Source organism: Stenotrophomonas sp. CASM114 (assembly GCF_049384325.1).
Taxonomy (GTDB): domain Bacteria; phylum Pseudomonadota; class Gammaproteobacteria; order Xanthomonadales; family Xanthomonadaceae; genus Stenotrophomonas; species Stenotrophomonas muris.
In genome coordinates, this window is record NZ_JBMRGJ010000001.1 from 468766 (window position 1) to 495016 (window position 26251).

The window sequence follows — 26251 nt, forward strand, 5'->3', positions numbered from 1 at the left end:
TGGAACGCATGCCGGGGTCAGATCCCTTTTCCCTGAAAAGGGATCTGACCCCATCCACGGCACTGCCCGGCACCTAAAGTCCCCCCCGGCGGGGCCGATATCGAGCCTGACACCGGGACTTCCGGCAGAACCAGGACCCCTCGATGAACGACAAGACCAGCTCCGCCGCCAGCGCCGGTGGCGAATTCCTCAGCTTCACCCTTGGTGATGAGCACTACGGCGTGGACATCCTCAAGGTGCAGGAAATCCGCGGCTACGACGCCGTCACCCGCGTGCCGGACGCCCCGGACTACATCAAGGGCGTGATCAACCTGCGCGGCACCATCGTCCCGGTCATCGACCTGCGCCTGAAGCTGCGCCTGGACAACGCCCGCTACGATGCCTTCACCGTGATGATCGTGCTGAACGTGGAAGACCGCGTGGTCGGCATCGTCGTCGACAGCGTCTCCGACGTGATCCCCCTGTCGGCCGAGCAGATCCGCCCGACCCCGGAATTCGGCGCCGCCGTCGACACCCGCTTCATCTCCGGCATCGGTACCCACGACGATCGCATGCTGATCCTGCTGGACATCGAGACCCTGCTCGACAGCGCCGACATGGGCCAGGCCAACCTCGCCGAAGACGTCGCTGCCTGAGCAACCGGAACTGCTTCACGTTCCAGTCACAAAACCCTTCAGTTCCCTTCGGCGGTGCCGATAGGGGGACAGAAGCCGGTCGCGCAGGAGCGCGCAGGACCGGCCCGATCGTTACCATCCCCGGAGATACCCTCGATGAAGTCCCTGTTTGCGTTCGTCTCGGCCGCTGTCCTGGCCACCACCGCCGCCTCCGCTTTCGCCCAGTCGGCCGACATGATCCCGCCGGAAATGGCGCCGCGTTCGGTCGGCAAGGACGGCATGGTCTGTGGCAAGGTCGAAAAGGCCCGTTACGCAGAAGGCTCCGAAGGCCAGCCGACCTTCCTGTACATGGGCGGCGCCTTCCCGCGCCACACCTTCTCGGCGCGTATCGCCGGCGAGAACCGCGGCAAGTTCTCCTTCCCGCTGGAAACCCTGGAAGGCAAGACCGTGTGCGTGATCGGCAAGATCCAGCGCGACGCCTCGCGTGCGGAAATCGAAGTCAGCTCGCCGGCCGGGCTGAAGCTGGCCAACATCAAGTAATCCGCCGTTCGTCGGACCACGCCGGGCCTGGTCTTGGCGTGGTTTCTGCTGCAACCGGGCCCGATGCCCGGGCGCGTCTGCCTTAGGAGCTCGCAACGCCCATGCCGTGGATCAACAACCTGAAACTGATGCCGAAACTGCTGCTGACCTTCGGCGTCCTCCTGCTGGTGATGCTGCTGCAGGGCATCGTCGCCTATCGCGGCCTGCATTCGCTGAACAACGTGACCACCGAGCTGGCCGGTTCACGCATGGAGAGCATCCGCATGGCCGGCGAGATGCGCGGCATGCTGGGCGAGTACCGCAATGCCGCCTACCAGCAGCTGATCCGCGCCAGCGATGACGTCAAGTCCGATGCGCGCAAGCAGGGTGTCGACCTGCGCGCCAGCATGGACAAGTCGATCAAGGAGTATCCGAAGCTGGTCGACAACCCGCAGCAGAAGAAGCTGTTCGACGCCTTCGCCAAGGAATGGAAGGACGCCCTGGCATCCTATGACAGCGTCACCGAGATGCTGGAACTGGACCTGCCGGACGACGCCATCGATACCTTCGTCGGCGAAACCCGCACCAAGCACCGCAAGGCCGCCTCCGCGCTGGAGGCGCTGATCGCCGAAGACAACCGCCTCGCCCGCGCCTCGCGCGAAGAGGCCGCATCCACCTACTCCGCCTCGGCCGTGCTGACCGTGATCGCCCTGCTGGGCGGCGCCGCGCTCGGCCTGGTGCTGGTGTGGCTGTTTGCCCGCGCCCTGGTCGGCAGCGTGCGTGGCGCCGTCTCGGTGGCCAACGACGTGGCCGGCGGCAAGCTCGATGGCCACATCGACGTCAGCCGCCAGGATGAAGTGGGCGAACTGATGCAGGCCATGCAGCGCATGCAGCGCGACCTGCGCGAGCGCATCGAGACCGACCAGGCCATCGCCCGCGAGAACCTGCGCATCCGTACCGCGCTGGACTACAGCTCGACCGGCGTCTACCTGACCGACACCAGCAACACCATCGTCTACAGCAACCGCGCCCTGCAGCAGACCCTGAGCCAGTACCAGGACGAACTGCGCCGCGACCTGCCGGACTTCGATGCGCAGGCTTCGCTGATCGGCAAGCCGGTCACCGTGCTCGAACACCGCGGCGAGATGGACCAGACCCTGCTGGGCAACCTGAAGGCACACGGCGTCGCCCGTCGCCCGATGCAGTACGGCGATGCCCAGTTCGCCCAGGTGGTCTCGACCATCCGCAATGAAGGCGGCGACACCGTCGGCTACGTGGTGGAATGGCGCGACCGTACCCAGGAAGCGCAGGTCGAAGCCGAAGTGGCCCGCGTGATCGCCCAGGCCGCCGCTGGCGACCTGTCCGGCCGCATCGATGCCAGCGACAAGGAAGGCTTCTTCCTGCAGCTGGCCCAGCAGATCAACGGCCTGCTGGACGCCAATGCCGGCAGCATCGAGCAGATCTCCGGCCTGCTGGCCGCGCTGTCGCAGGGCGACCTGACCGTGCGCATGCACGGCGATTACCAGGGCGTGTTCGCCCGGATGCGCGACGACGCCAACGCCACCGCCGCGCAGCTGAGCGAGATCGTCACCCGCATCAAGCAGTCCAGCCGCGCGATCAGTTCGGCGGCCGGCGAGATTGCTTCGGGCAACAGCGACCTGTCGCGCCGCACCGAACAGCAGGCCGCCAACCTGGAGGAAACCGCTGCCTCGATGGAGGAACTGACCTCCACCGTGCGCCAGAACGCCGAGCACGCACGCCAGGCCAACCAACTGGCCATCGGCGCGCACGGCGTCGCCTCGCAGGGCGGTGACGTGGTCGGCCAGGTGGTCACCACCATGTCGGCCATCGAAGCCTCGTCGAAGAAGATCGCCGAGATCATCTCGGTCATCGACGGCATTGCCTTCCAGACCAACATCCTGGCGCTGAACGCGGCAGTGGAAGCCGCCCGTGCCGGCGAACAGGGCCGCGGCTTTGCCGTGGTCGCCAGCGAAGTGCGCACCCTTGCCCAGCGCTCGGCCGCGGCCGCCAAGGAGATCAAGGGCCTGATCGACGACTCCGTCGGCAAGGTCAACGACGGCTCGGCGCTGGTACACAAGGCCGGCGCGACCATGGGCGAGATCGTCGCCTCGGTGCAGCGCGTGACCGACATCATGGCCGAGATCTCTGCGGCCTCGCAGGAACAGTCGGCGGGCATCGAGCAGGTCAACCAGACCGTGGTGCAGATGGACGAAACCACGCAGCAGAACGCCGCGCTGGTGGAAGAAGCCACCGCCGCCGCACGTGCGATGGAAGAACAGGCCGGCCACCTCAGCGAGGCCGTGTCGATCTTCGTGGTGGACGAAGCCGAGGTCGTCGCCGCCCCGCGCGTCACCACCCCGGCACCGCGCGCCGCTGCACCGGCTGCCCCGGCCCCGGCTGCCACGCCGGCCCGCCGCACCGCCGGTGGTCGTCCGATGGCCACCGAACTGGCCGACGGAGACTGGCAGGAGTTCTGATGCCTGCCTGACCTGATGTACGAGAACGCCCTGGCCCTGTGCTGGGGCGTTTTTGTTTACCCCCCGGGGTCAGATCCCTTTTCCTCAGGAAAAGGGATCTGACCCCACGTCGACCCCATCGCGGGATCCTCTACGCCCTCAACTCAAGCCTGTCTTCAAAGTCGAACTCGAGTTGCCTCGGAACACGCAGCGCACGACATCGACGCCATGGCCTCAGGCTCTCCATGCTGATCGGCGGAGCCAGAACGAGCGCATGTTGCCACGCGGACAGCGCGCTCGCACCGGCACAACAACGGTACGTGTGGGAAATGGACAAACGCAGAAAGCGGGCCAGTGCGGGGACGCGGAAATTGTGGTGCTGCAACATCACCAGATAAGTGCTTGCCACGGAATACTTCAGCTCCCCCTCGCCCGGCGGGAGGGGAGCCTCTTCACGCAGTTGCAGAAAGGACAAGGGGTCCTGCCCGTCCGCACTCAACCGCGCCAGCAAGGGGTGACCTCCCTCCTCCCCGCTGGGTGCGTGATCCAGGCGTACGGCGTGCCTGACGTTCACATCGGTGTAGCGAACCAGCTTCTGGTACAGATAACTGATCAACAGGGTCCGATCATCAGGCGCCGCCAGATCCAGCGGCTCCCTCCCTTCGTCTCCCCATGTCGCAGCCAACAGCCATGCTTCATTGATCACATCCTGTTCGCTGCATTCCCCCTGGGTATGCCGCGCAACGCGCTTCAGATCGGCCCTCTGCTGCTCGACGAACGCCGCAAATCCATCCAATACGCAATCACCTCGACCCAAAACCTGGAACGTTGAACCGGGTGGCGAACAAGTGGCTATGGGGGAAGTTGCAAATGCGAGGTCCGCCGGATCTACGGGGTCAGATCCCTTTACCCGAGGAAAAGGGATCTGACCCTATGATCCGCAGGCAGCGCCGCAGCCGCCGCTGCAAGGAAACCTGAATACGTTCGGACACCGCACCTCAATCCCCCGCCCGCGCGGCCGATAACGGGGTTGTCACGGCGTATCCCGCCGCTGACCGGCACGGCGCCGCCCGCCCGCTTCGACCTGGTCCTGCTCGATGAATCTCCTGCATCGCTGGCAACACTACTTCCGCAATCTTTCCGTCCGGCGCAAGCTCAACCTGCTGACGCTGCTCATCGCGCTCGGCGTGATCGCGCTCTCGGTGATCGCCGCCCGCATGCAGTACCTGGACCTGACCGAAACCCGCAAGAGCGCGCTGAAGACCCAGGTCGAACTGAGCTACGGCATCCTGCTGCACTACCACCGCCTGGCCGGTACCGGCGAGCTCAGCGAAGAGGCCGCCAAGAGCGCCGCGCTGCAGGCGCTGGAGGTCATGCGCGCCGGGAACGATACCTACTACTTCAACATCTACGACACCGGCTACCGCCTGCTGATGCACCCGTTCCGCAAGGACCTGGTCGGCAAGGACATGAAGGACTTCCGCACCGACGACGGCGTACGGATCTACTACGACCAGGTCGAAGCGGCTCGCGCCGGCGGCGGCTTCGTCAACTACCGCTGGGCCAAGCCGGGCAGCAAGGGCGAGGTCGAGAAGGTCGCCTATGCCGGCCTGTTCGCGCCCTGGAACTGGGTGGTCAGCAGCGGCGTCTACATGGACGACGTGCAGAAACAGGCGCTGGTGTTCACCGCCATCATGGCGGTCTCTGGTGGCGTACTGGTGCTGATCGTGCTGGCCCTGAGCTGGGTCATCGGCAACCGCATCGCCGTGCCGCTGAAGCAGGCCACCGCCGTGGCCGAAGGCATCGCCGGCGGCAAGCTGGACAGCCACATCGGCCCGCAGCCGCACGACGAAACCGGCCGCCTGCTGGAGGCCATGGCCGGCATGCAGCAGCAGTTGCATGCGGTCATCACCGGCCAGCGCGAAATGGCGCGCCGTCATGACGGTGGCGAACTGAGCTACCGCATCGACGCCAGCGCCTTCCCCGGCGAGTACGGGCTGATGGTGCAGGAAACCAACGCCCTGGTCGGCGGCCACGTGCAGACCCTGCACGACGTGCTGGACGTGGTGCAGCAATACGCGGTCGGCGATCTCAGCCGCGACATTGCACGCTACCCGGGCGAAAAGGCCGCGATGACAACCACCGTTGATACGGTCAAGGCCAACCTCGGCCGCATCAATGCCGAGATCAAGCAGCTGGCCAGCGCCGCCGCGGCCGGCGACTTCAGCCTCCGTGGCGATGCGCAGCGCTTTGATCACGATTTCCGCCTGATGCTGGAGAACCTCAACGCGATGATGGCGGTCAGCGATGACAACCTCGGCAAGCTCTCGCAGCTGCTGTCGGCCATCGCCGAAGGTGACCTGACCGCACGCATGCACGGCGACTACCAGGGCGTCTTCGCACGCATGCGCGACGATGCCAACACCACCGTTGCACAGCTGACCCAGATCGTCGGCCAGATCCAGGCCAGCGCCTCCAGCATCACCCTGGCCGCCGGCGAGATCGCCTCCGGCAACAGCGACCTGTCTCGCCGCACCGAACAGCAGGCCGCCAACCTGGAAGAAACCGCCGCCTCGATGGAGGAACTGACCTCCACCGTGCGCCAGAACGCCGAGCACGCCCGCCAGGCCAACCAGCTCGCCATCGGTGCGCACGGTGTCGCCTCGCAGGGGGGTGAAGTGGTCGGCCAGGTGGTCACCACCATGTCGGCCATCGAAGCCTCGTCGAAGAAGATCGCCGAGATCATCTCTGTGATCGACGGCATTGCCTTCCAGACCAACATCCTGGCGCTGAACGCCGCAGTGGAAGCCGCCCGTGCCGGCGAACAGGGCCGCGGCTTCGCCGTGGTCGCCAGCGAAGTGCGCACCCTCGCCCAGCGCTCGGCCGCCGCCGCCAAGGAGATCAAGGGCCTGATCGACGACTCGGTCGGCAAGGTCAACGACGGCTCGGCGCTGGTGCACAAGGCCGGCGCGACCATGGGCGAGATCGTCGCCTCGGTGCAGCGCGTGACCGACATCATGGCCGAGATCTCTGCGGCCTCGCAGGAACAGTCGGCGGGCATCGAGCAGGTCAACCAGACCGTGGTGCAGATGGACGAAACCACCCAGCAGAATGCTGCGTTGGTGGAAGAAGCCACTGCTGCGGCACGCGCGATGGAGGACCAGGCCGGCCAGCTGGCTGACGCCGTGGCGATCTTCCGCCTCGACAACCAGGTGTCCGCCGCAGTGAAGGCCGTGGCCGCGCGCGCGGAGCCGGCCCGTATCACCACCGTGGCACGCCCGCAGCCGACCAGCACGCCCGCTCCGGTCCGCCGCAGCAGCAACGCCAGCACCTTCGCCGCCAGCGACAGCGACTGGCAGGAATTCTGAGACCCACCCGCGGCGGCTGCGGCCGCCGCCTCTGCCGATGGACACGTCCCCCGTGCAAAGTCCTACCCCCATCGTCACCGGCCCGCGCGAATTCGAGTTCGCCGACCGCGATTTCCGCCGCGTCTGCGACCTGATCTACCAGCGCGTGGGCATCGCCCTCGCGCCGGCAAAGCGCGACATGGTCTATGGCCGCCTGTCGCGCCGCCTGCGCACGCTGGGCATGCGCAGCTTCCAGCAGTACCTGGACCATCTGGAGCAGGAAGATGGTGACGAATGGCAGGCGTTCACCAACGCGCTGACCACCAACCTGACCTCGTTCTTCCGCGAACCGCATCACTTCGACAAGCTGCGCGAGGAACTCCAACAGCGCTCCAGCCGCACCCCACTGCTGCTGTGGTCGTGCGCGGCGTCCACCGGCGAAGAGCCCTACTCGATGGCGATCACCGCCTGCGAGGCCTTCGGCACGTTGAAGCCGCCGGTACGCATCATTGCCACCGACGTCGATACCCAGGTGCTGGCCACCGCCGGCCGCGGCGTCTACAACATCGATCGCGTCGCCAGCCTCGATCCGGACCTGCGCCGCCGCTACTTCCAGCGCGGCAGCGGCCCCAACGAGGGCCAGTGCCGCGTGCTGCCGGCGCTGCGCGAACTGATCGAGTTCCGCCCATTGAACCTGCTCGCCCCGCGCTACGACGTCGGCGGCCCGTTCGACGCGCTGTTCTGCCGCAACGTGATGATCTACTTCGACAAGCCGACCCAGCGCGCCATTCTCGGTCGCCTGGTCCAGCACCTGGCCGATGACGGCCTGCTCTACACCGGCCATTCGGAGAACTACCTGCACGCCGCCGACCTGATCCAGCCCTGCGGCCGCACCCTGTACCGCCGTGCGGCAAAGGCCGGCGCATGAATGCCTCGCTGCGTACCGACGATGTGATGCGCTACCAGGATGCGCGCTTCCAGACCATCGCCGCCAAGCTGCTGCCGACCCAGTACCTGGTGGTCGATGACACCACTGCGCTGACCACCACGCTGGGCTCCTGCGTGGCGGCGTGCCTGCGCGACCCGGTGCTGAAGATCGGCGGCATGAACCACTTCCTGCTGCCGGAGGGCAACGCCGGTGACGGCGCACCCGCACGCTACGGCAGCTATGCGATGGAACTGCTGATCAACGACATGCTCAAGCGGGGCGCCCACCGCAAGCGCATCGAAGCCAAGGTGTTCGGCGGCGCCAACGTGCTCAAGGGCTTCACCAGCAATCCAGTGGGCACCCGCAACGCCGAGTTCGTGCGCCAGTACCTGCAGGCCGAGCACATCCCGATCATCGCCGAGGACCTGTGCGGCATCCATCCGCGCAAGATCTGGTTCTTCGCCGACACCGGCCGCGTGGTGGTGCAGCGCCTGCCGCATGCGCATGAGGCCGAAGTGGCCGCCACCGAATCGGCGGTGCGTGCGCGCCTGTCCAAGGCGCCGGTCACCGGTGGCGTGGAGCTGTTCGAATGACCTTTACCGGCAACGCCCCCTGCCGGGTGCTGATCGTCGACGACTCTGCCGTCGTGCGGCAGATGCTCACCGAGATCCTGTCCAGCGATCCCGCCATCGACGTGGTCGGCACCGCCGCCGACCCGCTGCTGGCCCGTGAAAAGATCAAGCGACTGGCCCCGGACGTGATCACCCTGGACGTGGAAATGCCGCGCATGGACGGGCTGGCGTTCCTGGAAAACCTGATGCGCCTGCACCCGTTGCCGGTGGTGATGATCTCCTCGCTGACCGAGCGCGGCGCCGACACCACCCTGCAGGCACTGGCGCTGGGCGCCGTGGATTTCGTGTCCAAGCCGAAGTTGGACGTGGCCCGCGGCCTGCAGGGCTACGCCGACGAGATCATCGCCAAGGTCAAGATGGCGGCGCGCTCGCGGGTACGTCCGCTGGTGCGCGCTGCCGCGCCGAAGCTCATGCTGGACGCCGCGCCCGCGATACGCCCGGCCGCGCCGCAGTTCCGCACCACCGACCGGCTGATCGCGATCGGCTCCTCGGCGGGCGGCACCGAAGCGCTTCGCGTGGTACTGGAGGGCATGCCGGCCGACGCGCCCACCGTGGTGATGACCCAGCACCTGCCGGCAAGCTTCAGCAGTGCCTTCGCCGAGCGACTGGACCGCCACTCGGCGATGGCCGTGCGCGAGGCCAGCGACGGCGAAGCAGTACTGCCCGGCCACGCCTACCTTCCACCCGGCGGCAAGCACCTGCGGATCATCCGCGACGGTGCGCGCTGGCGCTGCCGCGTCGACGACGGCCCGGCAGTGAACCGCCACAAGCCCGCGGTGGACGTGCTGTTCCGCTCGGTCGCGCAGAGCGCCGGTGGCAATGCGATCGGTGCCATCCTCACCGGCATGGGCGACGACGGCGCACGCGGCCTGCTGGAAATGCGCCAGGCCGGCGCGCCGACGCTGGTGCAGGACGAAGCGACCAGCGTGGTCTGGGGCATGCCCGGCGCCGCGTTCAAGCTGGGCGCGGCCGAGGAACAGGTGCCACTGGAGCGGATCGCCGAGCGACTGCTCGCCCTCGCCCGCGGCTGAAAGGCCCCTGTAGAGCCGAGCCCACGCTCGGCTCTGCACCCTTCTGGACACCTCCAAGAGACGTCAGGCGCAATTGCCGATCCGCCGGCAGCACCTTCGACCATTGATGTTTCAACGGCGCTGCTCGAGGCTGGACCCTGCCGCAAGCCATGCGCGCCAAACGGGAGGCCCGCAGGACACCGACTTGGAGCGCGGCTGGAGCGGGTCGTATAGTCAGGTATCGCACAGCAATGGAACGCCGATGAACGTTACCCCGCAAGGCCGCGCTGCTCGGGTACGCAGGGAGGGAGATCCGGGTAACGGGCAATACCCACTGCGCAACCTGTCGCATTTGCCCGGATGGGGCGCCGTCGTTCGTGATGAGACCGCATGTTCCAGGGATCAAGGAAAATCCTGCAGCGACATGGACCGCTCATGCTGAAAGTTCTCCCGCCCCTTGCTCACGTTGCGTTGATCGCCTCGATCACACTGGCCGTTCCGGGCTGCAACAAGGAACGCTCATACCCGGTCTATCGCGAGAATCCGGCGCCAAAGGATGCGCTGCCGATTGTGATTCGGGTCCACGATGCACCCGTGGATGTCCCCGTTCCTTCGGTCTTCGTCACGTATGAGATAGACCCACTCTGTCTCCCTCCGGTCAACAATTGGGAGGGGGTGCAGTACGAGCCGAACCAGCACAAGGTTGAGCTTCAGGCACAGCGCCTCAGTGCCACTGAATTCAGCAGTGTTGTATTCAACGATGGCATGGAAGTTGCCGACTATTACGGCCGCGGCCCGTGCACTTGGACACCCGTGCTCGTGGAAGCTTCATTCGCCTTCATCATCGATGATCGCCCTATCCAAGCAACCGCATGGACTTCATTCACAAAGCTTGAAACCGAGAAACTCGCTACTACCTACGTACATCGCGCCTTACGCCCCATGACTTCAGGGGGATCGCCAGAGTGGACGCCTACCGAGCCTTCGACTTGGTACGAGAAGATGCCTCAAGATAAGCGAAAGGATTACTTCCCAATCGAAATCTCCACACGGACTGAAGGAACAGCCCAATGAATCCTGGAGCAAATGCAGCCCTCTCAGATCATGTCTACAAGGATCCGCTCCCTGCGCCCAAGGCCATTGTTACCATTGCCGGGACGGAATATCGTGTATTGGCCAGCCTAAACTCCGCCACCGGCTACCAAGGCGTCATTTACCATAATCTCGAATCCAAAGAAGTAATCGTCACCCATCGCGGTACCGAGTTTGATCGCCAGCCTCTGATTGACGGCGGCATCGACGCTGCGATGGTCACCGCAAGAGTCAACGCACAACTCGGTGATGCCCTCGCACTGACCAAGCAGGCGATCGATCTGGCTAAAGAGAATGGGTATGGTCCGGTGTACGTCACCGGCCACTCGCTGGGCGGCGCGCTCGCCCAGATCACTGCACACCACTACAACCTCCCCGGCGACGCATTCAATCCTTACGGTGCTGCCGGGCTGGCGTATCGCCTTCCTGAGGGCCAGCCGGCCAACGCGGCGCCCTTCACCAACCATGTGATGGCCGGCGACCTGGTCAGCGCGGGCGGTCCTCATTACGGCAAGGTCGAGATGTATGCGCTGCCCAGGGAACTGGAGGTCCTGCGCAACGCCGAGCACGGCCAGCGCATCGCCTCGCTTGGAACACCTGGGATGAAAAGCGGCCATGTCATGTCCGCCGCAGTGGCGGTCCAGTTGGGCGACTCCCATCGATTGGTTCATTTCCTTGATCGCGTGACCGACAAGGGCCCGGTGCCGTCTGTACTGGACAATCCCCAGGCCCGGATCACAGATCCCGAAGACCTGCGCAGGATTGCCGACTACCGCAGTGATGTTCATCAGTTGCGCGCAGGCGCGACCATGCTGGTCGGCGGCGGACCTGGCCTGCTGCGCGACGGGGTCAATTACCTGCGCGGTATTGAGGAAGCCGGTGCATATGCCCGCCGCGAGGCTGAAGCGGAGCAGCGGGCCCAGAATGCGCTCAGGCCGGGGGAGCAACTGACCCAGGATGCAACCGACAAGGGCTCGCCCTCTCTCGGCAATCCCGGCTTCTCTCCCAGGAGTCCATTGCAGGAGAGCATTGAGTCAACCGTGGACAAGGCAGGCTTGGATCCCAGGAAGGAAGGCCATCCAGACCATGCGCTCTACCAGCAGATCCGCGATGGTGTATCCGCCGTGGATGCCAGGCACGGGCGCAGCTTCGTTGAAACCAGTGAGCGCATGACGGCCAGCCTGCTTGCGACGGCCAAGAGCAGCGGCCTCGAACGCGTTGATCATGTGGTCCTGGGCAGTCCACCCAGCGATGGCTCGGGCCCTCGCATGTTCGTTGTGCAGGGAGCACCGGACAATCCGGCACACCTGCGGGCGTCGGTTCCGATCAGCGAGGCAATCAATACGCCGGTGGAGCAGTCGATCGCCAAGGCCGAACAGATTGCGCAGGCACAGCAGGTCGGTCAGCAAGACCACGTCCAGGAGCAGACCCGAACCGCGATGCGCATGGGCTAGGCCGCCTGGCCGGGCACAATAGAAACCCGGCTTTCACCGGAGGTTCTTCGTTTCAACGGGTTGCCGGCCAGCGGCCGGCACTACCATGCGTCGTCCGCTCACAAAAAAACCCCCGGCGCGAGCCGGGGGTTTTCAGTTACCGCATCAGGCAGCGACCGTCTTGGCCACGTCCTGGTATTCCTCGATCTGGTCGAAGTTCATGTAGCGGTAGATCTCCGCGCCGCTGGCGGCGATCACGCCCACATCGGCCATGTACTCTTCCTTGGTCGGGATGCGGCCCAGACGCGAGCAGATCGCGGCCAGTTCGGCCGAACCCAGGTACACGTTGGTGTTGCGGCCCAGGCGGTTCGGGAAGTTGCGGGTCGAGGTCGACATCGCGGTGGAGCCTTCGCGGATCTGCGCCTGGTTGCCCATGCACAGCGAGCAGCCCGGCATTTCCATGCGCGCGCCGGTAGCGCCGAAGGTGCCGTACACGCCTTCCTTGGTCAGCTCCGAAGCATCCATCTTGGTCGGCGGGGCCACCCACAGGCGGGTCGGCAGGTCACGCTTGCCTTCCAGCAGTTTGGCCGCCGCACGGAAGTGACCGATGTTGGTCATGCACGAACCGATGAACACTTCGTCGATCTTGGCGCCGGCCACCTCGGACAGGGTCTTCACGTCGTCCGGGTCGTTCGGGCAGGCCACGATCGGCTCGTGGATGTCGGCCAGGTCGATCTCGATGACGGCGGCGTACTCGGCGTCGGCATCCGGCTCCAGCAGCTGCGGGTTGGCCAGCCACGCTTCCATCTTCTCGATGCGACGCTGCAGCGAACGCGGGTCCTGGTAACCCTCGGCAATCATCCACTTCAGCAGCGTGATGTTGCTGGTCAGGTACTCGATGATCGGTTCCTTGTTCAGGCGCACCGAGCAACCGGCCGCCGAACGCTCGGCCGAGGCATCGGACAGCTCGAACGCCTGTTCGACCTTCAGCTCCGGCAGGCCTTCGATTTCCAGGATGCGGCCGGAGAAGATGTTCTTCTTGCCAGCCTTGGCCACGGTCAGCAGGCCGGACTTGATCGCGTACAACGGGATCGCGTTGACCAGGTCACGCAGGGTCACGCCCGGCTGCATCTTGCCCTTGAAGCGCACCAGCACCGACTCCGGCATGTCCAGCGGCATCACGCCGGTGGCCGCGGCGAAGGCGACCAGGCCCGAACCGGCCGGGAACGAAATACCCACCGGGAAACGGGTGTGCGAGTCACCACCGGTGCCGACGGTGTCCGGCAGCAGCATGCGGTTGAGCCAGCTGTGGATCACGCCGTCGCCCGGGCGCAGCGAGACGCCGCCACGGGTGGAGATGAACTCCGGCAGGGTGTGGTGGGTCTTCACGTCCACCGGCTTCGGGTACGCGGCGGTATGGCAGAACGACTGCATCACCAGGTCGGCCGAGAAGCCCAGGCACGCCAGGTCCTTCAGCTCGTCGCGGGTCATCGGGCCGGTGGTGTCCTGCGAGCCCACCGAGGTCATCTTCGGTTCGCAGTAGGTGCCCGGGCGCATGCCCTGGCCTTCCGGCAGGCCACAGGCCCGGCCGACCATCTTCTGCGCCAGCGAGAAGCCCTTGCCGGTGTCGACCGGCTGCACCGGCAGGCGGAACAGATCGGTCGGGGCCAGGCCCAGCGCTTCGCGCGCCTTGCCGGTCAGGCCACGGCCGATGATCAGCGGAATGCGGCCACCGGCACGCACTTCGTCGAACAGCACGTCGGACTTGACCTGGAACTCGGCGATCACTTCACCGTTCTTCAGCGCCTTGCCTTCGTACGGACGCAGCTCGACCACATCGCCGTGTTCCATCTTCGATACGTCCAGCTCGATCGGCAGCGCGCCGGCATCTTCCATGGTGTTGTAGAAGATCGGGGCGATCTTCGAACCCAGGCAGACGCCACCGGCGCGCTTGTTCGGGATGAACGGAATGTCGTCGCCGGTCCACCACAGCACGCTGTTGGTGGCCGACTTGCGCGAGGAACCGGTGCCGACCACGTCGCCGACGTAGGCGACCAGATGGCCCTTGTCCTTCAGGTCAAGGATCTGCTGGATCGGGCCGCGCTTGCCGTCTTCTTCCGGGGTGAACGGCGCGTCGTCGCGCTTGTTCTTCAGCATCGCGAGGGCGTGCATCGGAATGTCCGGGCGGGTGGTCGCGTCCGGTGCCGGCGACAGGTCGTCGGTGTTGGTCTCGCCCGGCACCTTGAACACGGTGACGGTCAGGCTCTGCGGCACTTCCGGATTGCTGGTGAACCACTCGGCATCGGCCCAGCTCTGCAGCACGGCCTGGGCGTTGGCGTTGCCGGCCTTGGCCTTTTCCTGCACGTCATGGAACGCATCGAACACCAGCAGGGTCTTCTTCAGGCCGTTGGCGGCGATGGTGCCGACGCTGGCGTCGTCCAGCAGCTGCACCAGCGGGGCGACGTTGTAACCGCCGAGCATGGTGCCCAGCAGTTCGGTGGCGCGCTCGCGGCTGATCAGCGGGTTCTGCTCGCTGCCCAGGGCGATCGCCGCCAGGTACGAGGCCTTGACCTTGGCCGCGTCATCGACACCGGCCGGCACGCGATGGGTCAGCAGGTCGAGCAGGAACTCGGCCTCGCCCTGCGGCGGGTTCTTCAGCAGTTCGATGACATCGGCCGTCTGCTGCGCGCTCAGCGGCAGCGGCGGGATGCCAAGCGCAGCGCGCTCGGCGACGTGGTGGCGGTAGGCTTCCAACATGACAACTCCCGGGTAATGCGTAGGTTGAAATAACAAAGTGGGCTCAGGCGTGCGGCACGATCAGCTTCAGGCCCTTGAAGTAGTCGCGGTAAAACGTGTCGTTCCAGGTGATCAGGCCGTCACACTGCAGCAGTGCGTGGGCGCCGACCATGAATTCGTCCAGGCTGCGGCGGCTGCCGCCGCGCTGGCGATGACGGCGGTGCATCTCGCCGGCGCGCAGCGCCGACTTGGCTTCCATCGGGTTGAAGTGCACGCCCATTTCTTCCAGCGCTTCGAGCACCTCGGCGCCGCCGCGCAGCGATGCGCAGACCTCGGCCAGGGTCGCGCCACAGACCACCACGCGGCCACCGACCAGGCTCTGCCGGAGGATGGCTTCCACGGCATCGGCCTGCGGACCATTGCTGAGCAGCTCGACCAGCACCGGTGAATCGACGGCGATCATCACGGCTTATTCCTCGTCACGCACCGCGCGTACCGCTGCGTCGGACGATTCGAAGCCGTCCAGCGCAAACTTGCCGCGCGCCCGTGAAATCGCATCGTCAACACTCTTGCGCAGGATGATGCGGCTGCCGTCCAGCTCGACCTTCAGCAGCGTGCCCTTGGTCAGGCCGAGGGCATCACGCACCGCCTTGGGCAGGGTGATCTGTCCGCGTTCTGCAACAGTGGCTTCCATCGGCAGGCCCTCCAGAGTATGCACAAATTATACATACTTCCCCGGGCATACTTCCACCCTGAACAGGACCGGCGCCCCGCCAGCCCTTGCCTCGCAAAGGATCGGCCACAAACGTGACATACGCCATACACCTTCCCCTGTAGTCTGGAACCGATGCCGCAGGCCGGAACCCGGCCCGGATGAATCCATTCAGTCTGAGGTTCATACTGGGACGACCGGGGCCGTCAGGCCCGCGGCGACCGCAAGCAGGCCCGCCCATGCGCGGGCCACTGCAAGCCATCCGCAAGAAGGAGTTACCCCGCATGAGCGATTCGTTCTCCACCCGCAGCCAGCTGAACGTCGGCGGCAAGACCTACGACTACTTCAGCCTGCCCACGCTGGGCCAGCGCTTCGATATCTCCCACCTGCCCTACTCGATGAAGATCCTGCTGGAGAACCTGCTCCGGCACGAGGACGGCGGTATCACCGTCGGCAAGGACCACATCGAAGCCGTGGCCCGCTGGAACCCGGCGACCGAGCCGGACACCGAGATCGCCTTCATGCCGGCGCGCGTGGTCCTGCAGGACTTCACCGGCGTGCCCTGCGTGGTCGACCTGGCCGCGATGCGCGACGCGGTCGTCAAGCTGGGCGGCTCGCCGGAGCAGATCAACCCGCAGATCCCCTCCGAACTGGTCATCGACCACTCGGTGCAGGTCGATGTGTTCGGCAAGCCGGACGCGCTGGACCTCAACGGCAAGATCGAGTTCCAGCGCAACCAGGAACGCTACGGCTTCCTGCGCTGGGGCCAGAAGGCCTTCGACAACTTCAAGGTGGTGCCGCCGAACACCGGCATCGTCCACCAGGTGAACCTGGAGAACCTGGCCCGCGTAGTGATGACCGCCGACAAGGACGGCAAGGCGGTCGCCTACCCCGATACCGTGTTCGGTACCGACAGCCACACCACCATGATCAACGGCATCGGCGTGCTTGGCTGGGGCGTGGGCGGCATCGAAGCCGAGGCCGCCATGCTCGGCCAACCGTCGTCGATGCTGATCCCGCAGGTGGTCGGCTTCAAGCTGACCGGCAAGCTGCCCGAGGGTGCCACCGCTACGGACCTGGTGCTGACCGTCACCCAGATGCTGCGCAAGCTGGGCGTCGTCGGCAAGTTCGTCGAGTTCTACGGTGACGGCCTGCAGCACCTGCCGCTGGCCGACCGTGCCACCATCGGCAACATGGCCCCGGAGTACGGCGCCACCTGCGGCATCTTCCCGATCGACGCCGAATCGCTGAACTACCTGCGCCTGTCCGGCCGCAGCGAAGAGCAGATCAACCTGGTCGAGGCCTACGCCAAGGCACAGGGCCTGTGGCACGAGCCGGGCAGCCCGCACGCCCAGTACAGCACCACGCTGGAACTGGACATGGGCACGGTGAAGCCGTCGCTGGCCGGCCCGAAGCGCCCGCAGGACCGCGTGCTGCTGGAAGACGTGCAGAAGAACTACCGTGAAGCCCTGGTCGGCATGACCGCCAACCGTGACAAGCGCAGCGACGACGTCTCCTCGTTCGTCAACGAAGGCGGCGGCGCCGCGGTCGGCAACGAGCAGCTGGCCAAGGGCTTCGCCGACATCGAGATCGAAGGCCGCAAGGTGCGGCTGAAGGATGGCGCGGTGGTCATCGCCGCCATCACCTCCTGCACCAACACCTCCAACCCGGCGGTGATGATCGGTGCCGGCCTGCTGGCCCGCAATGCGGCCGCCAAGGGCCTGAACCGCCAGCCGTGGGTGAAGACCTCGCTCGGGCCGGGCTCGCGGGTGGTCACCGATTACCTGGAAAAGGCCGGCGTACTGAAGGAGCTGGAAAAGATCGGCTTCTACGTGGTCGGCTACGGCTGCACCACCTGCATCGGCAACTCCGGCCCGCTGCCGACCGAAGTCAGCGCCGGCATCGCCACCGGCGACCTGGTGGTCACCTCGGTGCTGTCGGGCAATCGCAACTTCGAGGGCCGCGTGCACCCCGAAGTGAAGATGAACTACCTGGCCAGCCCGCCGCTGGTGGTGGCCTACGCCATCGCCGGCACCACCGACATCGACCTGACCACCCAGCCGCTGGGTACCGGCAGCGATGGCCAGCCGGTGTTCCTGCGCGACATCTGGCCGAGCAACAAGGAAATCGGCGACGTCATCGCCGCCACCATCGGCCCGGAGATGTTCAAGCAGAACTACGCCGACGTGTTCAAGGGTGATACCCGCTGGAACACCATCGCCTCGCCGGACGGCAACCTGTACGCGTGGAGCGATGCCTCCACCTACATCAAGAACCCGCCGTACTTCGATGGCATGACCATGCAGACCGGCAGCATCGACGATGTGCACGGCGCACGCGTGATGGGCCTGTTCGGCGATTCGATCACCACCGACCACATCTCCCCGGCCGGCAACATCAAGAAGGACTCGCCGGCGGGCCGCTTCCTGCAGGAACGCGGCGTGCAGCCGGCCGACTTCAACAGCTACGGCAGCCGCCGCGGCAACGATGACGTGATGGTCCGCGGCACCTTCGCCAACATCCGCATCAAGAACCTGATGTTCGGTGGCGAGGAAGGCGGCAACACCCTGTACTACCCCGCCGGCGGTGGCCAGCCGGAGAAGCTGGCGATCTACGATGCGGCCATGAAGTACAAGGCCGACAAGGTGCCGCTGGTGGTGCTGGCCGGCAAGGAATACGGCACCGGTTCGTCGCGCGACTGGGCGGCCAAGGGCACCCTGCTGCTGGGGGTGAAGGCGGTCATCGCCGAAAGCTTCGAGCGCATCCACCGCTCCAACCTGGTCGGCATGGGCGTGCTGCCGCTGCAGTTCCGCAACGGCGAGAACGCGCAGAGCCTGGGCCTGGACGGCTCGGAAGTGATCGACATCACCGGCCTGCAGGACGGTGCCAGCAAGCGCGCCACGGTCACCGCGACCAAGGCCGATGGCACGAAGAAGACCTTCGAGGTCTCGGTGATGCTGCTGACCCCGAAGGAAGTCGAGTACTTCCGTCATGGCGGCCTGCTGCAGTACGTGCTGCGCCAGCTGGCAGCCAAGTAACGGAAAAGGGCCGGATCCTTGCGGGTCCGGCCCTTTCCGTCTGCGATGCCCCCCTGTAGAGCCGAGCCTGCGCTCGGCTGCTTCTGCGCCAACAGCAGCCGAGCATGGGCTCGGCTCTACAGAGGCGCTCAGCGGCGGGGTGCGTCCGGGTCGGTGCGCAGCGCCTTCAGCAGGCCCCACATGTAGAACGCCAGGGTGAACGAGAACGGCAGGCCACACAGCACCACCGCCGTCTGCATCGCACTGAAATTGCCCGCCAGCAGCAGGCCGACGCTGGCCACGGTGATGCCGGCCGCCCAGAACACGCGTAGCCAGATCGGCGCGTCATGGCCGTCTTCCACACCATCGTCAACGCGACGGGTGCACAGGTTGGCGATCATCAGCGTGCCCGAGTCGACCGGGGTCAGGAACAGCACGAAGCCGATCACCACTGCGGCACCGGCCACGTACGGCGCGCCGGGCAGGTATTCCAGCAGCTTGAACAGCGTCATCGCCGCATCGTGCTGGGCCACCTCACCCAGGATCGCCTGGCCGTGGTTGAGCACCAGGTCGATGGCGGTGTTGCCGAAGATCGACAGCCAGGCCAGGGTGAAGCCGAGCGGGATCAGCAGCACGCCCATGATCACTTCGCGGATGGTGCGGCCACGCGAGATGCGCGCCACGAAAAGGCCGACGAACGGCGCCCAGGCGATCCACCAGGCCCAGTAGAACAGCGTCCACGACCCCATCCACTCACGGCCCTTCGGGTCGTTGAGGTACATGTCGAAGCTCTTGCGCACGAACGCCCCAAGGTAATCGCCGGTGTTCTGGATCAGTCCGTCGAACAGGTGCAGGGTCGGGCCGGTGACCAGCACGAACAGCAGCAGGCCACACAGCAGGCGCACGTTGAGGTTGGACAGCCAGGCAATGCCCTTTTCCACACCGGCGACCACGCCGATGGTGGCCACCGCCATCATCACCAGCACGATGGCCACCAGCACCTGCGGCGTATCCGGGATGTGGAACAGGTAGACCAGGCCGGACTGCACCACCAGCGCGCCGATGCCGAGGTTGGTCACCATCGAGATCAGCGTGGCGAGGATGCCGAAACCATCGACCATGTCGCCGATGCGACCATGGATGCGCTCACCGAAGATCGGGTACAGCGCCGAGCGCAGCGCCAGCGGCAGGTCGCGGCGGTACGCGAAGTAGCCCAGCGCCACGCCGACCAGCGCGTACAGCGCCCAGCCGTGCAGGCCCCAGTGCAGGAAGGTCAGCACCATCGCTTCGCGGCCGGCGGCCACGGTCCCGCCGGGTTGCCCGGGCGGATGCAGGAAATGGTCCAGCGGCTCGTAGGCGCCGTAGTAGAGCAGCGCGATGCCGATGCCGGCCGAGAACAGCATCGAGACCCAGGCGACGTAGCCGAAGGCAGGTGATTCCTCGTTGTGGCCCAGGCGGATGCGGCCATACGGCGAGAACGCCAGCCACAGCACGAAGCCCAGGCACAGCACGATCAGCAGCATGTACCACCAGCCAAACGCGGCCGACACCTCGGCCTGCGCCCATTGCAGCCAGTGCTCGCTGCCTTCGGGATAGAGAACGGTGAGCAGCCCGAGGATGCCGATCGACACCGAGGAGCTGAGAAAGACAAAACGGTTCAAGCGCAGGGGCGAACGCTTGGGATGAGCCAGGGAAGACATGGGATCGTCTCATCAGTCCGGGGGAGCACATGGGCGGGGCCGGACCGGTAAACCGGGCCCATGGCGTGGGGCGCGAGCGCATCCTAGGGTTTATTGATTGAACGTTCAATCAATAAAAAGCATAATGGCGGGCAGCCGATCCTTCGGGTCGCAATCCGTGGAGAGACAATGCCGAAGAAAGGCGTGGAACCGGTACGGCGCGAACAGCTTATCCGGGCCACTTTCCAGACCATCGACGAGATCGGCATGGCCGACGCGACCGTCGCCACCATCGCGAAGAAGGCAGGGCTGTCCAGCGGCATCGTCGCCCACTACTTTGGCGACAAGGACGGCCTGCTCAATGCTGCAATGCGGCAGATCCTGCGCGAGCTGAAGGACGCCGTCGCCCGCTACCGCGCCGAGGCCAGCGATGACCCCCGCGAGCAGTTGCGTGCCATCGTCGATGGCAACTTCGACGACAGCCAGATCAACGGTACCGCAATGCGCGTCTGGCTCACGTTCTGGGCCGCCAGCATGCACCAGCCGGAACTGGCCCGGCTGCAGCGCGCCAACGACCAGCGCCTGTTCTCCAACCTGTGCCACCAGTTCAACCGCCTGCTGCCCCACCCGCAGGCCCGCCTGGCCGCCCGTGGCCTGGCCGCGATGATCGACGGCCTGTGGCTGCGTGGCAGCCTGGTCGGCGGCCAGTTCAACGCCGACAAGTCGCGGCGCATCGCCTACGGCTACATCGACTTCCAGTTGCAGGCTGCCGCGCTATAAGCGCTTCAGCACCCGCCCCCTTCCAAGGAGTACGCCCCATGACCACCCTGCCCGTCCAACAGCTCTACATCCACGGCCAGCGCGTCGATGCCACCAGCGGCAAGACCTTCAAGACCGTCAACCCGGCCACCGGTGAGGTGATCGCCGAAGTGCAGGTTGCCAGCCAGGCCGACGTCGAGCGCGCCGTGCAGAGCGCGGCCGAAGGCCAGAAGGTGTGGGCCGCGATGACGGCCATGGAGCGCTCGCGCATCCTGCGCCGCGCCGTCGAGCTCCTGCGCGAGCGCAACGACGAACTGGCCCACCTGGAAACCCTGGACACCGGCAAGGCGCTGGCCGAGACCACCACCGTGGACATCGTCACCGGCGCCGACGTGGTCGAGTACTACGCTGGCCTGGCCACCGCCATCGAAGGCATCCAGCTGCCGCTGCGCGAATCGAGCTTCTTCTACACCCGCCGCGAACCGCTGGGCGTGGTGGCCGGCATCGGCGCCTGGAACTACCCGATCCAGATCGCCATGTGGAAGTCGGCCCCGGCCCTCGCCGCCGGCAATGCGATGGTGTTCAAGCCGTCCGAAGTGACCCCGTTGACCGCGATCCGGCTGGCCGAGATCTACACCGAAGCCGGCGTGCCGGCCGGCGTGTTCAACGTCGTGCAGGGCCCGGGCCGCGAGATCGGGCAGTGGCTGACCGAGCACCCGGTGATCGAGAAGATTTCCTTCACCGGCGGCGTCGCCACCGGCAAGAAGGTCATGGCCAGCGCGGCGTCCTCGTCGCTGAAGGAAGTGACCATGGAGCTGGGCGGCAAGTCGCCGCTGGTGATCTGCGATGACGCCGATCTGGACCGCGCCGCCGACATCGCGGTGATGGCCAACTTCTTCAGCTCCGGCCAGGTCTGCACCAACGGCACCCGCGTGTTCGTGCCGCGCAGCATGCTGGCCGCGTTCGAGGCCGCCGTTGTCGAGCGCGTCAAGCGCATCCGCATCGGCGACCCGATGGCCGCCGAGACCAACTTCGGCCCGCTGACCAGCTTCCCGCACATGGAAAACGTGCTGCGCTACATCGAAAGCGGCAAGGCCGAAGGCGCCCGCCTGCTGACCGGCGGCGGCCGTGCCACCGAAGGCGCGCTGGCCAATGGCGCGTACGTGCTGCCGACCGTGTTCTCCGACTGCCGCGATGACATGACGATTGTCCGGGAAGAGATCTTCGGGCCGGTGATGAGCATCCTCGCCTACGACGACGAAGACGAAGTGGTGCGTCGTGCCAACGACACCACCTTCGGCCTCGCCGCCGGCGTGGTCAGCAAGGACGTCAGCCGCGCCCACCGCATCATCCACCGCCTGGAAGCCGGCATCTGCTGGATCAACACCTGGGGCGAATCGCCGGCCGAAATGCCCGTCGGTGGCTACAAGGAATCCGGCGTCGGCCGCGAGAACGGCATCTCGACCCTCGGCCACTACACCCGCATCAAGTCGGTGCAGGTCGAGCTGGGCGACTACGCCAGCGTGTTCTGACCGGCGCGCCGCCAGCACGCCCCATCGTCCGGCCACCGCGCCGATCCGACATCCCGCCGGGACGCCTGCATGCAGGGCGCCCCGGCCTGCAGGAGACACCCATGAGCACCCACAACGAGTACGACTACATCATCATCGGCGCCGGTTCGGCCGGCAACGTGCTGGCTACCCGCCTCACCGAAGATGCCGATGTCAGCGTGCTGCTGCTGGAAGCCGGTGGCCCGGACTACCGGCTCGACTTCCGTACCCAGATGCCGGCGGCACTGGCCTTCCCACTGCAGGGCAAGCGCTACAACTGGGCGTACAAGACCGATCCGGAGCCCTTCATGAACAACCGCCGCATGGACTGCGGCCGCGGCAAGGGCCTGGGCGGCTCGTCGCTGATCAACGGCATGTGCTACATCCGCGGCAACGCGATGGACTATGACAACTGGGCCAGCATGCCGGGCCTGGAAGACTGGACCTACCTGGACTGCCTGCCCTACTTCCGCAAGGCCGAAACCCGTGATATCGGCCCCAATGACTACCACGGTGGCGACGGCCCGCTGCGCGTTACCACGCCGAAGGCCGGCAACAACGAGCTGTTCGCTGCGATGGTCGAAGCCGGCGTGCAGGCCGGCTACCCGCGCACCGACGACCTCAACGGCTACCAGCAGGAAGGTTTCGGCCCGATGGACCGCACGGTGACCCCGAAGGGCCGTCGTTCCAGCACCGCCCGCGGCTACCTGGACCTGGCCAAGCCGCGCCCGAACCTGACCATCGTCACCCACGCGCTGACCGACCGCATTCTGTTCTCGGGCAAGCGCGCCGTGGGCGTGCAGTGGCTGCACAGCGACCAGCCGCAGCGCGCCACCGCCCGCCGCGAAGTGCTGCTGTGCGGCGGCGCCATCGCCTCGCCGCAGATCCTGCAGCGCTCGGGCGTCGGCCCGGCCGACCTGCTGCGCAGCCTGGACATCGACCTGGTGCACCACCTGCCGGGCGTCGGCGCCAACCTGCAGGACCACCTTGAGATGTACCTGCAGTACGAGTGCAAGAAGCCGGTGTCGCTGGCGCCGGCACTGAAGCTGTACAACCAGCCGGCGATCGGTGCCGAGTGGCTGTTCCTGGGCACCGGCATCGGCGCCAGCAACCAGTTCGAGGCCGGTGGCTTCATCCGCAGCGACGCCGAATTCGACTGGCCGAACCTGCAGTACCACTTCCTGCCGGTGGCGATCAATTACAACGGCTCCAACCCGATCAAGGCGCACAGCTTCCAGATGCACGTCGGTTCGATGCGCTCACCCAGCCGCGGCCGCATCCACGTGCGCTCGAAGGACCCGCGCGAACATCCGAGCATCCTGTTCAACTACATGTCGCACGACCAGGACTGGCGCGAGTTCCGTGCGGCGATCCGCATCACCCGCGAGATCTTCGCGCAGCCGGCGCTGGCCCCGTACAGCGGCCGCGAGATCTCGCCGGGAAGCGCGCTGCAGACCGACGCGCAGATCGATGCGTTCGTGCGCGAGCACGCCGAGACTGCCTATCACCCGTCGTGCTCGAACAAGATGGGCCATGCCGACGATCCGATGGCGGTGGTCGATGGCCAGGGCCGCGTACACGGGCTGGAAGGCCTGCGCATCGTCGATGCCTCGATCATGCCGCAGGTGGTGACCGGCAACCTCAACGCGCCGACCATCATGATGGCCGAGAAGCTGGCCGACGTGATCCGCGGCCGCACCCCGCTCGCCCGTAGCACCGCGCCGTACTACAAGGCCAACGGCGCACCCGTTCGCAAGCAGGGTTGACGCAGCCGGCCCGCTTGGGGCCACGGTAGTGCCGGCCGCTGGCCGGCATCCATCGTATGGTCCGTCCAGCGCAGATGCCGGCCAGCGGCCAGCACTACCCAGCAAGGGGCTCTTCGGGGCCTCTTCGCGTTTTCCCTACGGCGGGGTATGCTGCAATGACCGGCCGTTGTCGATACGCTCAGGGCCGGACCTAATACATCACGATTCCTGGAGGGGGAATATGAGTCTGGATCGTCCCTGGCTGCAGAGCTATCCGAAAGGCGTTCCCGCCGAGATCGACGTCAACGAGTTCCATTCGGTAGCTTCGGTCTTCGACGCTTCCGTCGCGAAATTCCGCGACCGTCCCGCCTACTCCAGCTTCGGCAAGGTCCTCACCTACGGCGAGACCGACGCGCTGGTCGAACAGTTCGCGGCCTACCTGCTCGGTGAGCTCAAGCTCAAGAAGGGTGACCGCGTCGCCCTGATGATGCCCAACTGCCTGCAGTACCCGGTGGCCACCTTCGGCGTGCTGCGCGCCGGCCTGACCGTGGTCAACGTCAACCCGCTGTACACCGCCCGCGAGCTCAAGCACCAGCTGGTCGATGCCGGCGTGACCGCGCTGGTGGTGGTCGACAACTTCGGCGACACCGTCGAGCAGGTCATCGCCGATACGCCGGTCAAGCATGTGGTCACCACCGGCCTGGGCGACCTGCTCGGCGCCAAGGGCGTGATCGTCAACTTCGTGCTGAAGTACATCAAGAAGATGGTGCCCAACTACCATCTCAAGGGCGCGGTGCGCTTCCGCCAGGCGCTCAAGCTCGGCAGCCGCCACAGCCTGCCCAAGGTCGAGATCGACCACGACGACATCGCGTTCCTGCAATACACCGGCGGCACCACCGGCGTGGCCAAGGGCGCGATGCTGACCAACCGCAACCTGATCGCCAACATGCAGCAGGCCTCGGCCTGGATCAGTGCGTCCGGCATCGAGATGGGCAAGGAGTGGATCATCACCGCCCTGCCGCTGTACCACATCTTCGCGCTGACCGCGAACGGCCTGGTCTTCATGAAGTTCGGTGGCTGCAATCACCTGATCACCAACCCGCGCGACATGAAGGGCTTCGTCAAGGAGCTCAAGTCGGTGCGTTTCACCGCCATCACCGGCGTCAACACGCTGTTCAACGGCCTGCTCAACACCCCCGGTTTCGACACGGTCGACTTCTCCTCGCTGAAGGTCACCCTGGGCGGCGGCATGGCGGTGCAGCGCGCCGTCGCCGAGCGCTGGAAGAAGGTTACCGGCGTGACCCTGGTCGAGGCCTATGGCCTGACCGAGACCTCGCCGGCAGCCTGCATCAACCCGCTTACCCTGACCGAGTACAACGGCTCGATCGGCCTGCCGATCCCCTCCACCGATGCCTGCATCAAGGATGACAACAGTGCCATCCTGCCGCTGGGCGAGGTCGGCGAGCTCTGCATCAAGGGCCCGCAGGTGATGAAGGGCTACTGGCAGCGCCCGGAGGAATCGGCCAAGGCCATCGACGCGGACGGCTGGCTGCATACCGGCGACATGGCCAAGATGGACGAACACGGCTTCTTCTACATCGTCGACCGCAAGAAGGACATGATCCTGGTGTCCGGCTTCAACGTGTACCCGAACGAAGTCGAGGACGTGATCGCGATGATGCCGGGCGTGCTGGAAGTGGCCGCGGTCGGCGTCCCGGACGACAAGTCCGGCGAGGTGGTGAAGGTGGTCATCGTGAAGAAGGACCCGAACCTGACCGCCGAAATGGTCAAGGAGCATGCCCGGGCCAACCTGACCGGCTACAAGCACCCCAAAATCGTTGAATTCCGAAAGGAGCTGCCGAAGACCAACGTCGGCAAGATCCTCCGTCGCGAACTCCGCGATACGCCCGCCCAGTAAGGGTTTGCGGCAATCTGGACAGTGCAGGGCCCGGGGCGGAAACGTCCCGGGCCCTTTCGCATGCGACGCCGCTGAGGCGGTGT

General features: G+C 66.0%; 19 protein-coding genes. 14 read left to right on the forward strand and 5 right to left on the reverse strand.

Annotated features, from left to right (window positions below; all coding sequences use genetic code 11):
* Positions 1–143: 143 nt before the first annotated feature.
* The 3 genes from VG566_RS02195 to VG566_RS02205 all read left to right on the forward strand — a co-directional run bounded on the left by VG566_RS02195 (position 144) and on the right by VG566_RS02205 (position 3631).
* The gene (locus VG566_RS02195) at positions 144–635 is read left to right on the forward strand and encodes a chemotaxis protein CheW (RefSeq protein WP_014647021.1); all 492 of its coding nucleotides are present in this window, start codon (positions 144–146) and stop codon (positions 633–635) included.
* A 135-nt stretch (positions 636–770) separates the two neighbouring features.
* Positions 771–1154, forward strand: a complete 384-nt coding sequence (locus VG566_RS02200; protein ID WP_014647020.1) for a hypothetical protein — start codon at positions 771–773, stop codon at positions 1152–1154.
* Between the two features lie 101 nt (positions 1155–1255).
* On the forward strand, positions 1256–3631 hold the full coding sequence (locus VG566_RS02205) for a methyl-accepting chemotaxis protein (RefSeq protein WP_100449980.1): 2376 nt from the start codon (positions 1256–1258) through the stop codon (positions 3629–3631).
* A 130-nt stretch (positions 3632–3761) separates the two neighbouring features.
* Here VG566_RS02205 and VG566_RS02210 read toward each other — a convergent pair whose 3' ends face one another.
* Positions 3762–4406, reverse strand: a complete 645-nt coding sequence (locus VG566_RS02210) for a hypothetical protein (protein WP_032959438.1) — start codon at positions 4404–4406, stop codon at positions 3762–3764.
* 301 nt (positions 4407–4707) lie between these two features.
* Between VG566_RS02210 and VG566_RS02215 the strand changes: the two genes are divergently transcribed.
* The 6 genes from VG566_RS02215 to VG566_RS02240 all read left to right on the forward strand — a co-directional run bounded on the left by VG566_RS02215 (position 4708) and on the right by VG566_RS02240 (position 12073).
* Entirely contained in the window at positions 4708–6978 is a 2271-nt protein-coding gene (locus VG566_RS02215) for a methyl-accepting chemotaxis protein (RefSeq protein ID WP_164110427.1), read from the forward strand.
* A gap of 37 nt (positions 6979–7015) precedes the next feature.
* Entirely contained in the window at positions 7016–7885 is an 870-nt protein-coding gene (locus tag VG566_RS02220) for a CheR family methyltransferase (RefSeq protein ID WP_049416359.1), read from the forward strand.
* The gene (gene cheD / locus VG566_RS02225) at positions 7882–8478 is read left to right on the forward strand and encodes a chemoreceptor glutamine deamidase CheD (protein ID WP_014037083.1); all 597 of its coding nucleotides are present in this window, start codon (positions 7882–7884) and stop codon (positions 8476–8478) included. Before VG566_RS02220 ends, cheD begins: the two co-directional genes overlap by 4 nt.
* Entirely contained in the window at positions 8475–9548 is a 1074-nt protein-coding gene (locus VG566_RS02230) for a protein-glutamate methylesterase/protein-glutamine glutaminase (protein WP_423172670.1), read from the forward strand. The genes cheD and VG566_RS02230 overlap by 4 nt, the downstream gene beginning before the upstream one ends.
* Before the next feature lie 414 nt (positions 9549–9962).
* Complete coding sequence (locus tag VG566_RS02235) at positions 9963–10601, forward strand: hypothetical protein (protein WP_111206958.1); 639 nt, start codon at positions 9963–9965, stop codon at positions 10599–10601.
* Complete coding sequence (locus VG566_RS02240; RefSeq protein WP_241883833.1) at positions 10598–12073, forward strand: XVIPCD domain-containing protein; 1476 nt, start codon at positions 10598–10600, stop codon at positions 12071–12073. The genes VG566_RS02235 and VG566_RS02240 overlap by 4 nt, the downstream gene beginning before the upstream one ends.
* 144 nt (positions 12074–12217) lie before the next feature.
* Here the strand turns inward: VG566_RS02240 and acnB are convergent, their stop codons facing one another.
* The 3 genes from acnB to VG566_RS02255 are packed head-to-tail and all read right to left on the reverse strand — an operon-like array spanning position 12218 to position 15482.
* The gene (acnB, locus tag VG566_RS02245) at positions 12218–14809 is read right to left on the reverse strand and encodes a bifunctional aconitate hydratase 2/2-methylisocitrate dehydratase (protein ID WP_126412081.1); all 2592 of its coding nucleotides are present in this window, start codon (positions 14807–14809) and stop codon (positions 12218–12220) included.
* A gap of 43 nt (positions 14810–14852) precedes the next feature.
* A complete protein-coding gene (locus VG566_RS02250; RefSeq protein WP_005416402.1) occupies positions 14853–15251 on the reverse strand; it encodes a type II toxin-antitoxin system VapC family toxin in 399 nt (132 codons plus the stop codon).
* Positions 15252–15257: 6 nt separating this feature from the next.
* Positions 15258–15482 carry an AbrB/MazE/SpoVT family DNA-binding domain-containing protein gene (locus VG566_RS02255; RefSeq protein WP_005409505.1) on the reverse strand — a complete coding sequence of 75 codons (225 nt, stop codon included), beginning with the start codon at positions 15480–15482 and terminating at the stop codon, positions 15258–15260.
* A 302-nt stretch (positions 15483–15784) separates the two neighbouring features.
* Here VG566_RS02255 and acnA point away from each other — a divergent pair, with 302 nt between their 5' ends.
* Entirely contained in the window at positions 15785–18538 is a 2754-nt protein-coding gene (gene acnA / locus VG566_RS02260) for an aconitate hydratase AcnA (protein ID WP_197561695.1), read from the forward strand.
* A 128-nt stretch (positions 18539–18666) separates the two neighbouring features.
* On the opposite strand, the gene VG566_RS02265 is transcribed toward acnA, so the two are convergent.
* On the reverse strand, positions 18667–20217 hold the full coding sequence (locus VG566_RS02265; protein ID WP_053494859.1) for a BCCT family transporter: 1551 nt from the start codon (positions 20215–20217) through the stop codon (positions 18667–18669).
* A 168-nt stretch (positions 20218–20385) separates the two neighbouring features.
* On the opposite strand from VG566_RS02265, the gene betI reads away from it, so the two are divergent.
* The 4 genes from betI to VG566_RS02285 all read left to right on the forward strand — a co-directional run bounded on the left by betI (position 20386) and on the right by VG566_RS02285 (position 26168).
* Positions 20386–20976: a transcriptional regulator BetI gene (betI, locus tag VG566_RS02270; RefSeq protein WP_014647011.1), complete on the forward strand. Its 591-nt coding sequence runs from the start codon at positions 20386–20388 to the stop codon at positions 20974–20976.
* A gap of 38 nt (positions 20977–21014) precedes the next feature.
* Entirely contained in the window at positions 21015–22487 is a 1473-nt protein-coding gene (gene betB / locus VG566_RS02275) for a betaine-aldehyde dehydrogenase (protein ID WP_014647010.1), read from the forward strand.
* Between the two features lie 101 nt (positions 22488–22588).
* Positions 22589–24271, forward strand: a complete 1683-nt coding sequence (gene betA / locus VG566_RS02280; RefSeq protein ID WP_014647009.1) for a choline dehydrogenase — start codon at positions 22589–22591, stop codon at positions 24269–24271.
* Between the two features lie 220 nt (positions 24272–24491).
* Entirely contained in the window at positions 24492–26168 is a 1677-nt protein-coding gene (locus VG566_RS02285) for a long-chain fatty acid--CoA ligase (protein WP_100449976.1), read from the forward strand.
* The last annotated feature ends 83 nt before the right edge of the window (positions 26169–26251 follow it).

What these genes read in the sequence shown, in the direction of transcription:
- acnB (WP_126412081.1), bottom strand. Translation starts at nt 14,809, where the DNA reads ATGTTGGAAGCCTACCGCCACCACGTCGCCGAGCGCGCTGCGCTTGGC.
- cheD (WP_014037083.1), top strand. Translation starts at nt 7,882, where the DNA reads ATGAATGCCTCGCTGCGTACCGACGATGTGATGCGCTACCAGGATGCG.
- VG566_RS02195 (WP_014647021.1), top strand. Translation starts at nt 144, where the DNA reads ATGAACGACAAGACCAGCTCCGCCGCCAGCGCCGGTGGCGAATTCCTC.
- VG566_RS02230 (WP_423172670.1), top strand. Translation starts at nt 8,475, where the DNA reads ATGACCTTTACCGGCAACGCCCCCTGCCGGGTGCTGATCGTCGACGAC.
- VG566_RS02220 (WP_049416359.1), top strand. Translation starts at nt 7,016, where the DNA reads ATGGACACGTCCCCCGTGCAAAGTCCTACCCCCATCGTCACCGGCCCG.
- acnA (WP_197561695.1), top strand. Translation starts at nt 15,785, where the DNA reads ATGAGCGATTCGTTCTCCACCCGCAGCCAGCTGAACGTCGGCGGCAAG.
- VG566_RS02255 (WP_005409505.1), bottom strand. Translation starts at nt 15,482, where the DNA reads ATGGAAGCCACTGTTGCAGAACGCGGACAGATCACCCTGCCCAAGGCG.
- VG566_RS02240 (WP_241883833.1), top strand. Translation starts at nt 10,598, where the DNA reads ATGAATCCTGGAGCAAATGCAGCCCTCTCAGATCATGTCTACAAGGAT.
- VG566_RS02265 (WP_053494859.1), bottom strand. Translation starts at nt 20,217, where the DNA reads ATGTCTTCCCTGGCTCATCCCAAGCGTTCGCCCCTGCGCTTGAACCGT.
- betA (WP_014647009.1), top strand. Translation starts at nt 22,589, where the DNA reads ATGAGCACCCACAACGAGTACGACTACATCATCATCGGCGCCGGTTCG.
- VG566_RS02250 (WP_005416402.1), bottom strand. Translation starts at nt 15,251, where the DNA reads ATGATCGCCGTCGATTCACCGGTGCTGGTCGAGCTGCTCAGCAATGGT.
- VG566_RS02285 (WP_100449976.1), top strand. Translation starts at nt 24,492, where the DNA reads ATGAGTCTGGATCGTCCCTGGCTGCAGAGCTATCCGAAAGGCGTTCCC.
- VG566_RS02235 (WP_111206958.1), top strand. Translation starts at nt 9,963, where the DNA reads ATGCTGAAAGTTCTCCCGCCCCTTGCTCACGTTGCGTTGATCGCCTCG.
- VG566_RS02200 (WP_014647020.1), top strand. Translation starts at nt 771, where the DNA reads ATGAAGTCCCTGTTTGCGTTCGTCTCGGCCGCTGTCCTGGCCACCACC.
- betI (WP_014647011.1), top strand. Translation starts at nt 20,386, where the DNA reads ATGCCGAAGAAAGGCGTGGAACCGGTACGGCGCGAACAGCTTATCCGG.
- betB (WP_014647010.1), top strand. Translation starts at nt 21,015, where the DNA reads ATGACCACCCTGCCCGTCCAACAGCTCTACATCCACGGCCAGCGCGTC.
- VG566_RS02215 (WP_164110427.1), top strand. Translation starts at nt 4,708, where the DNA reads ATGAATCTCCTGCATCGCTGGCAACACTACTTCCGCAATCTTTCCGTC.
- VG566_RS02205 (WP_100449980.1), top strand. Translation starts at nt 1,256, where the DNA reads ATGCCGTGGATCAACAACCTGAAACTGATGCCGAAACTGCTGCTGACC.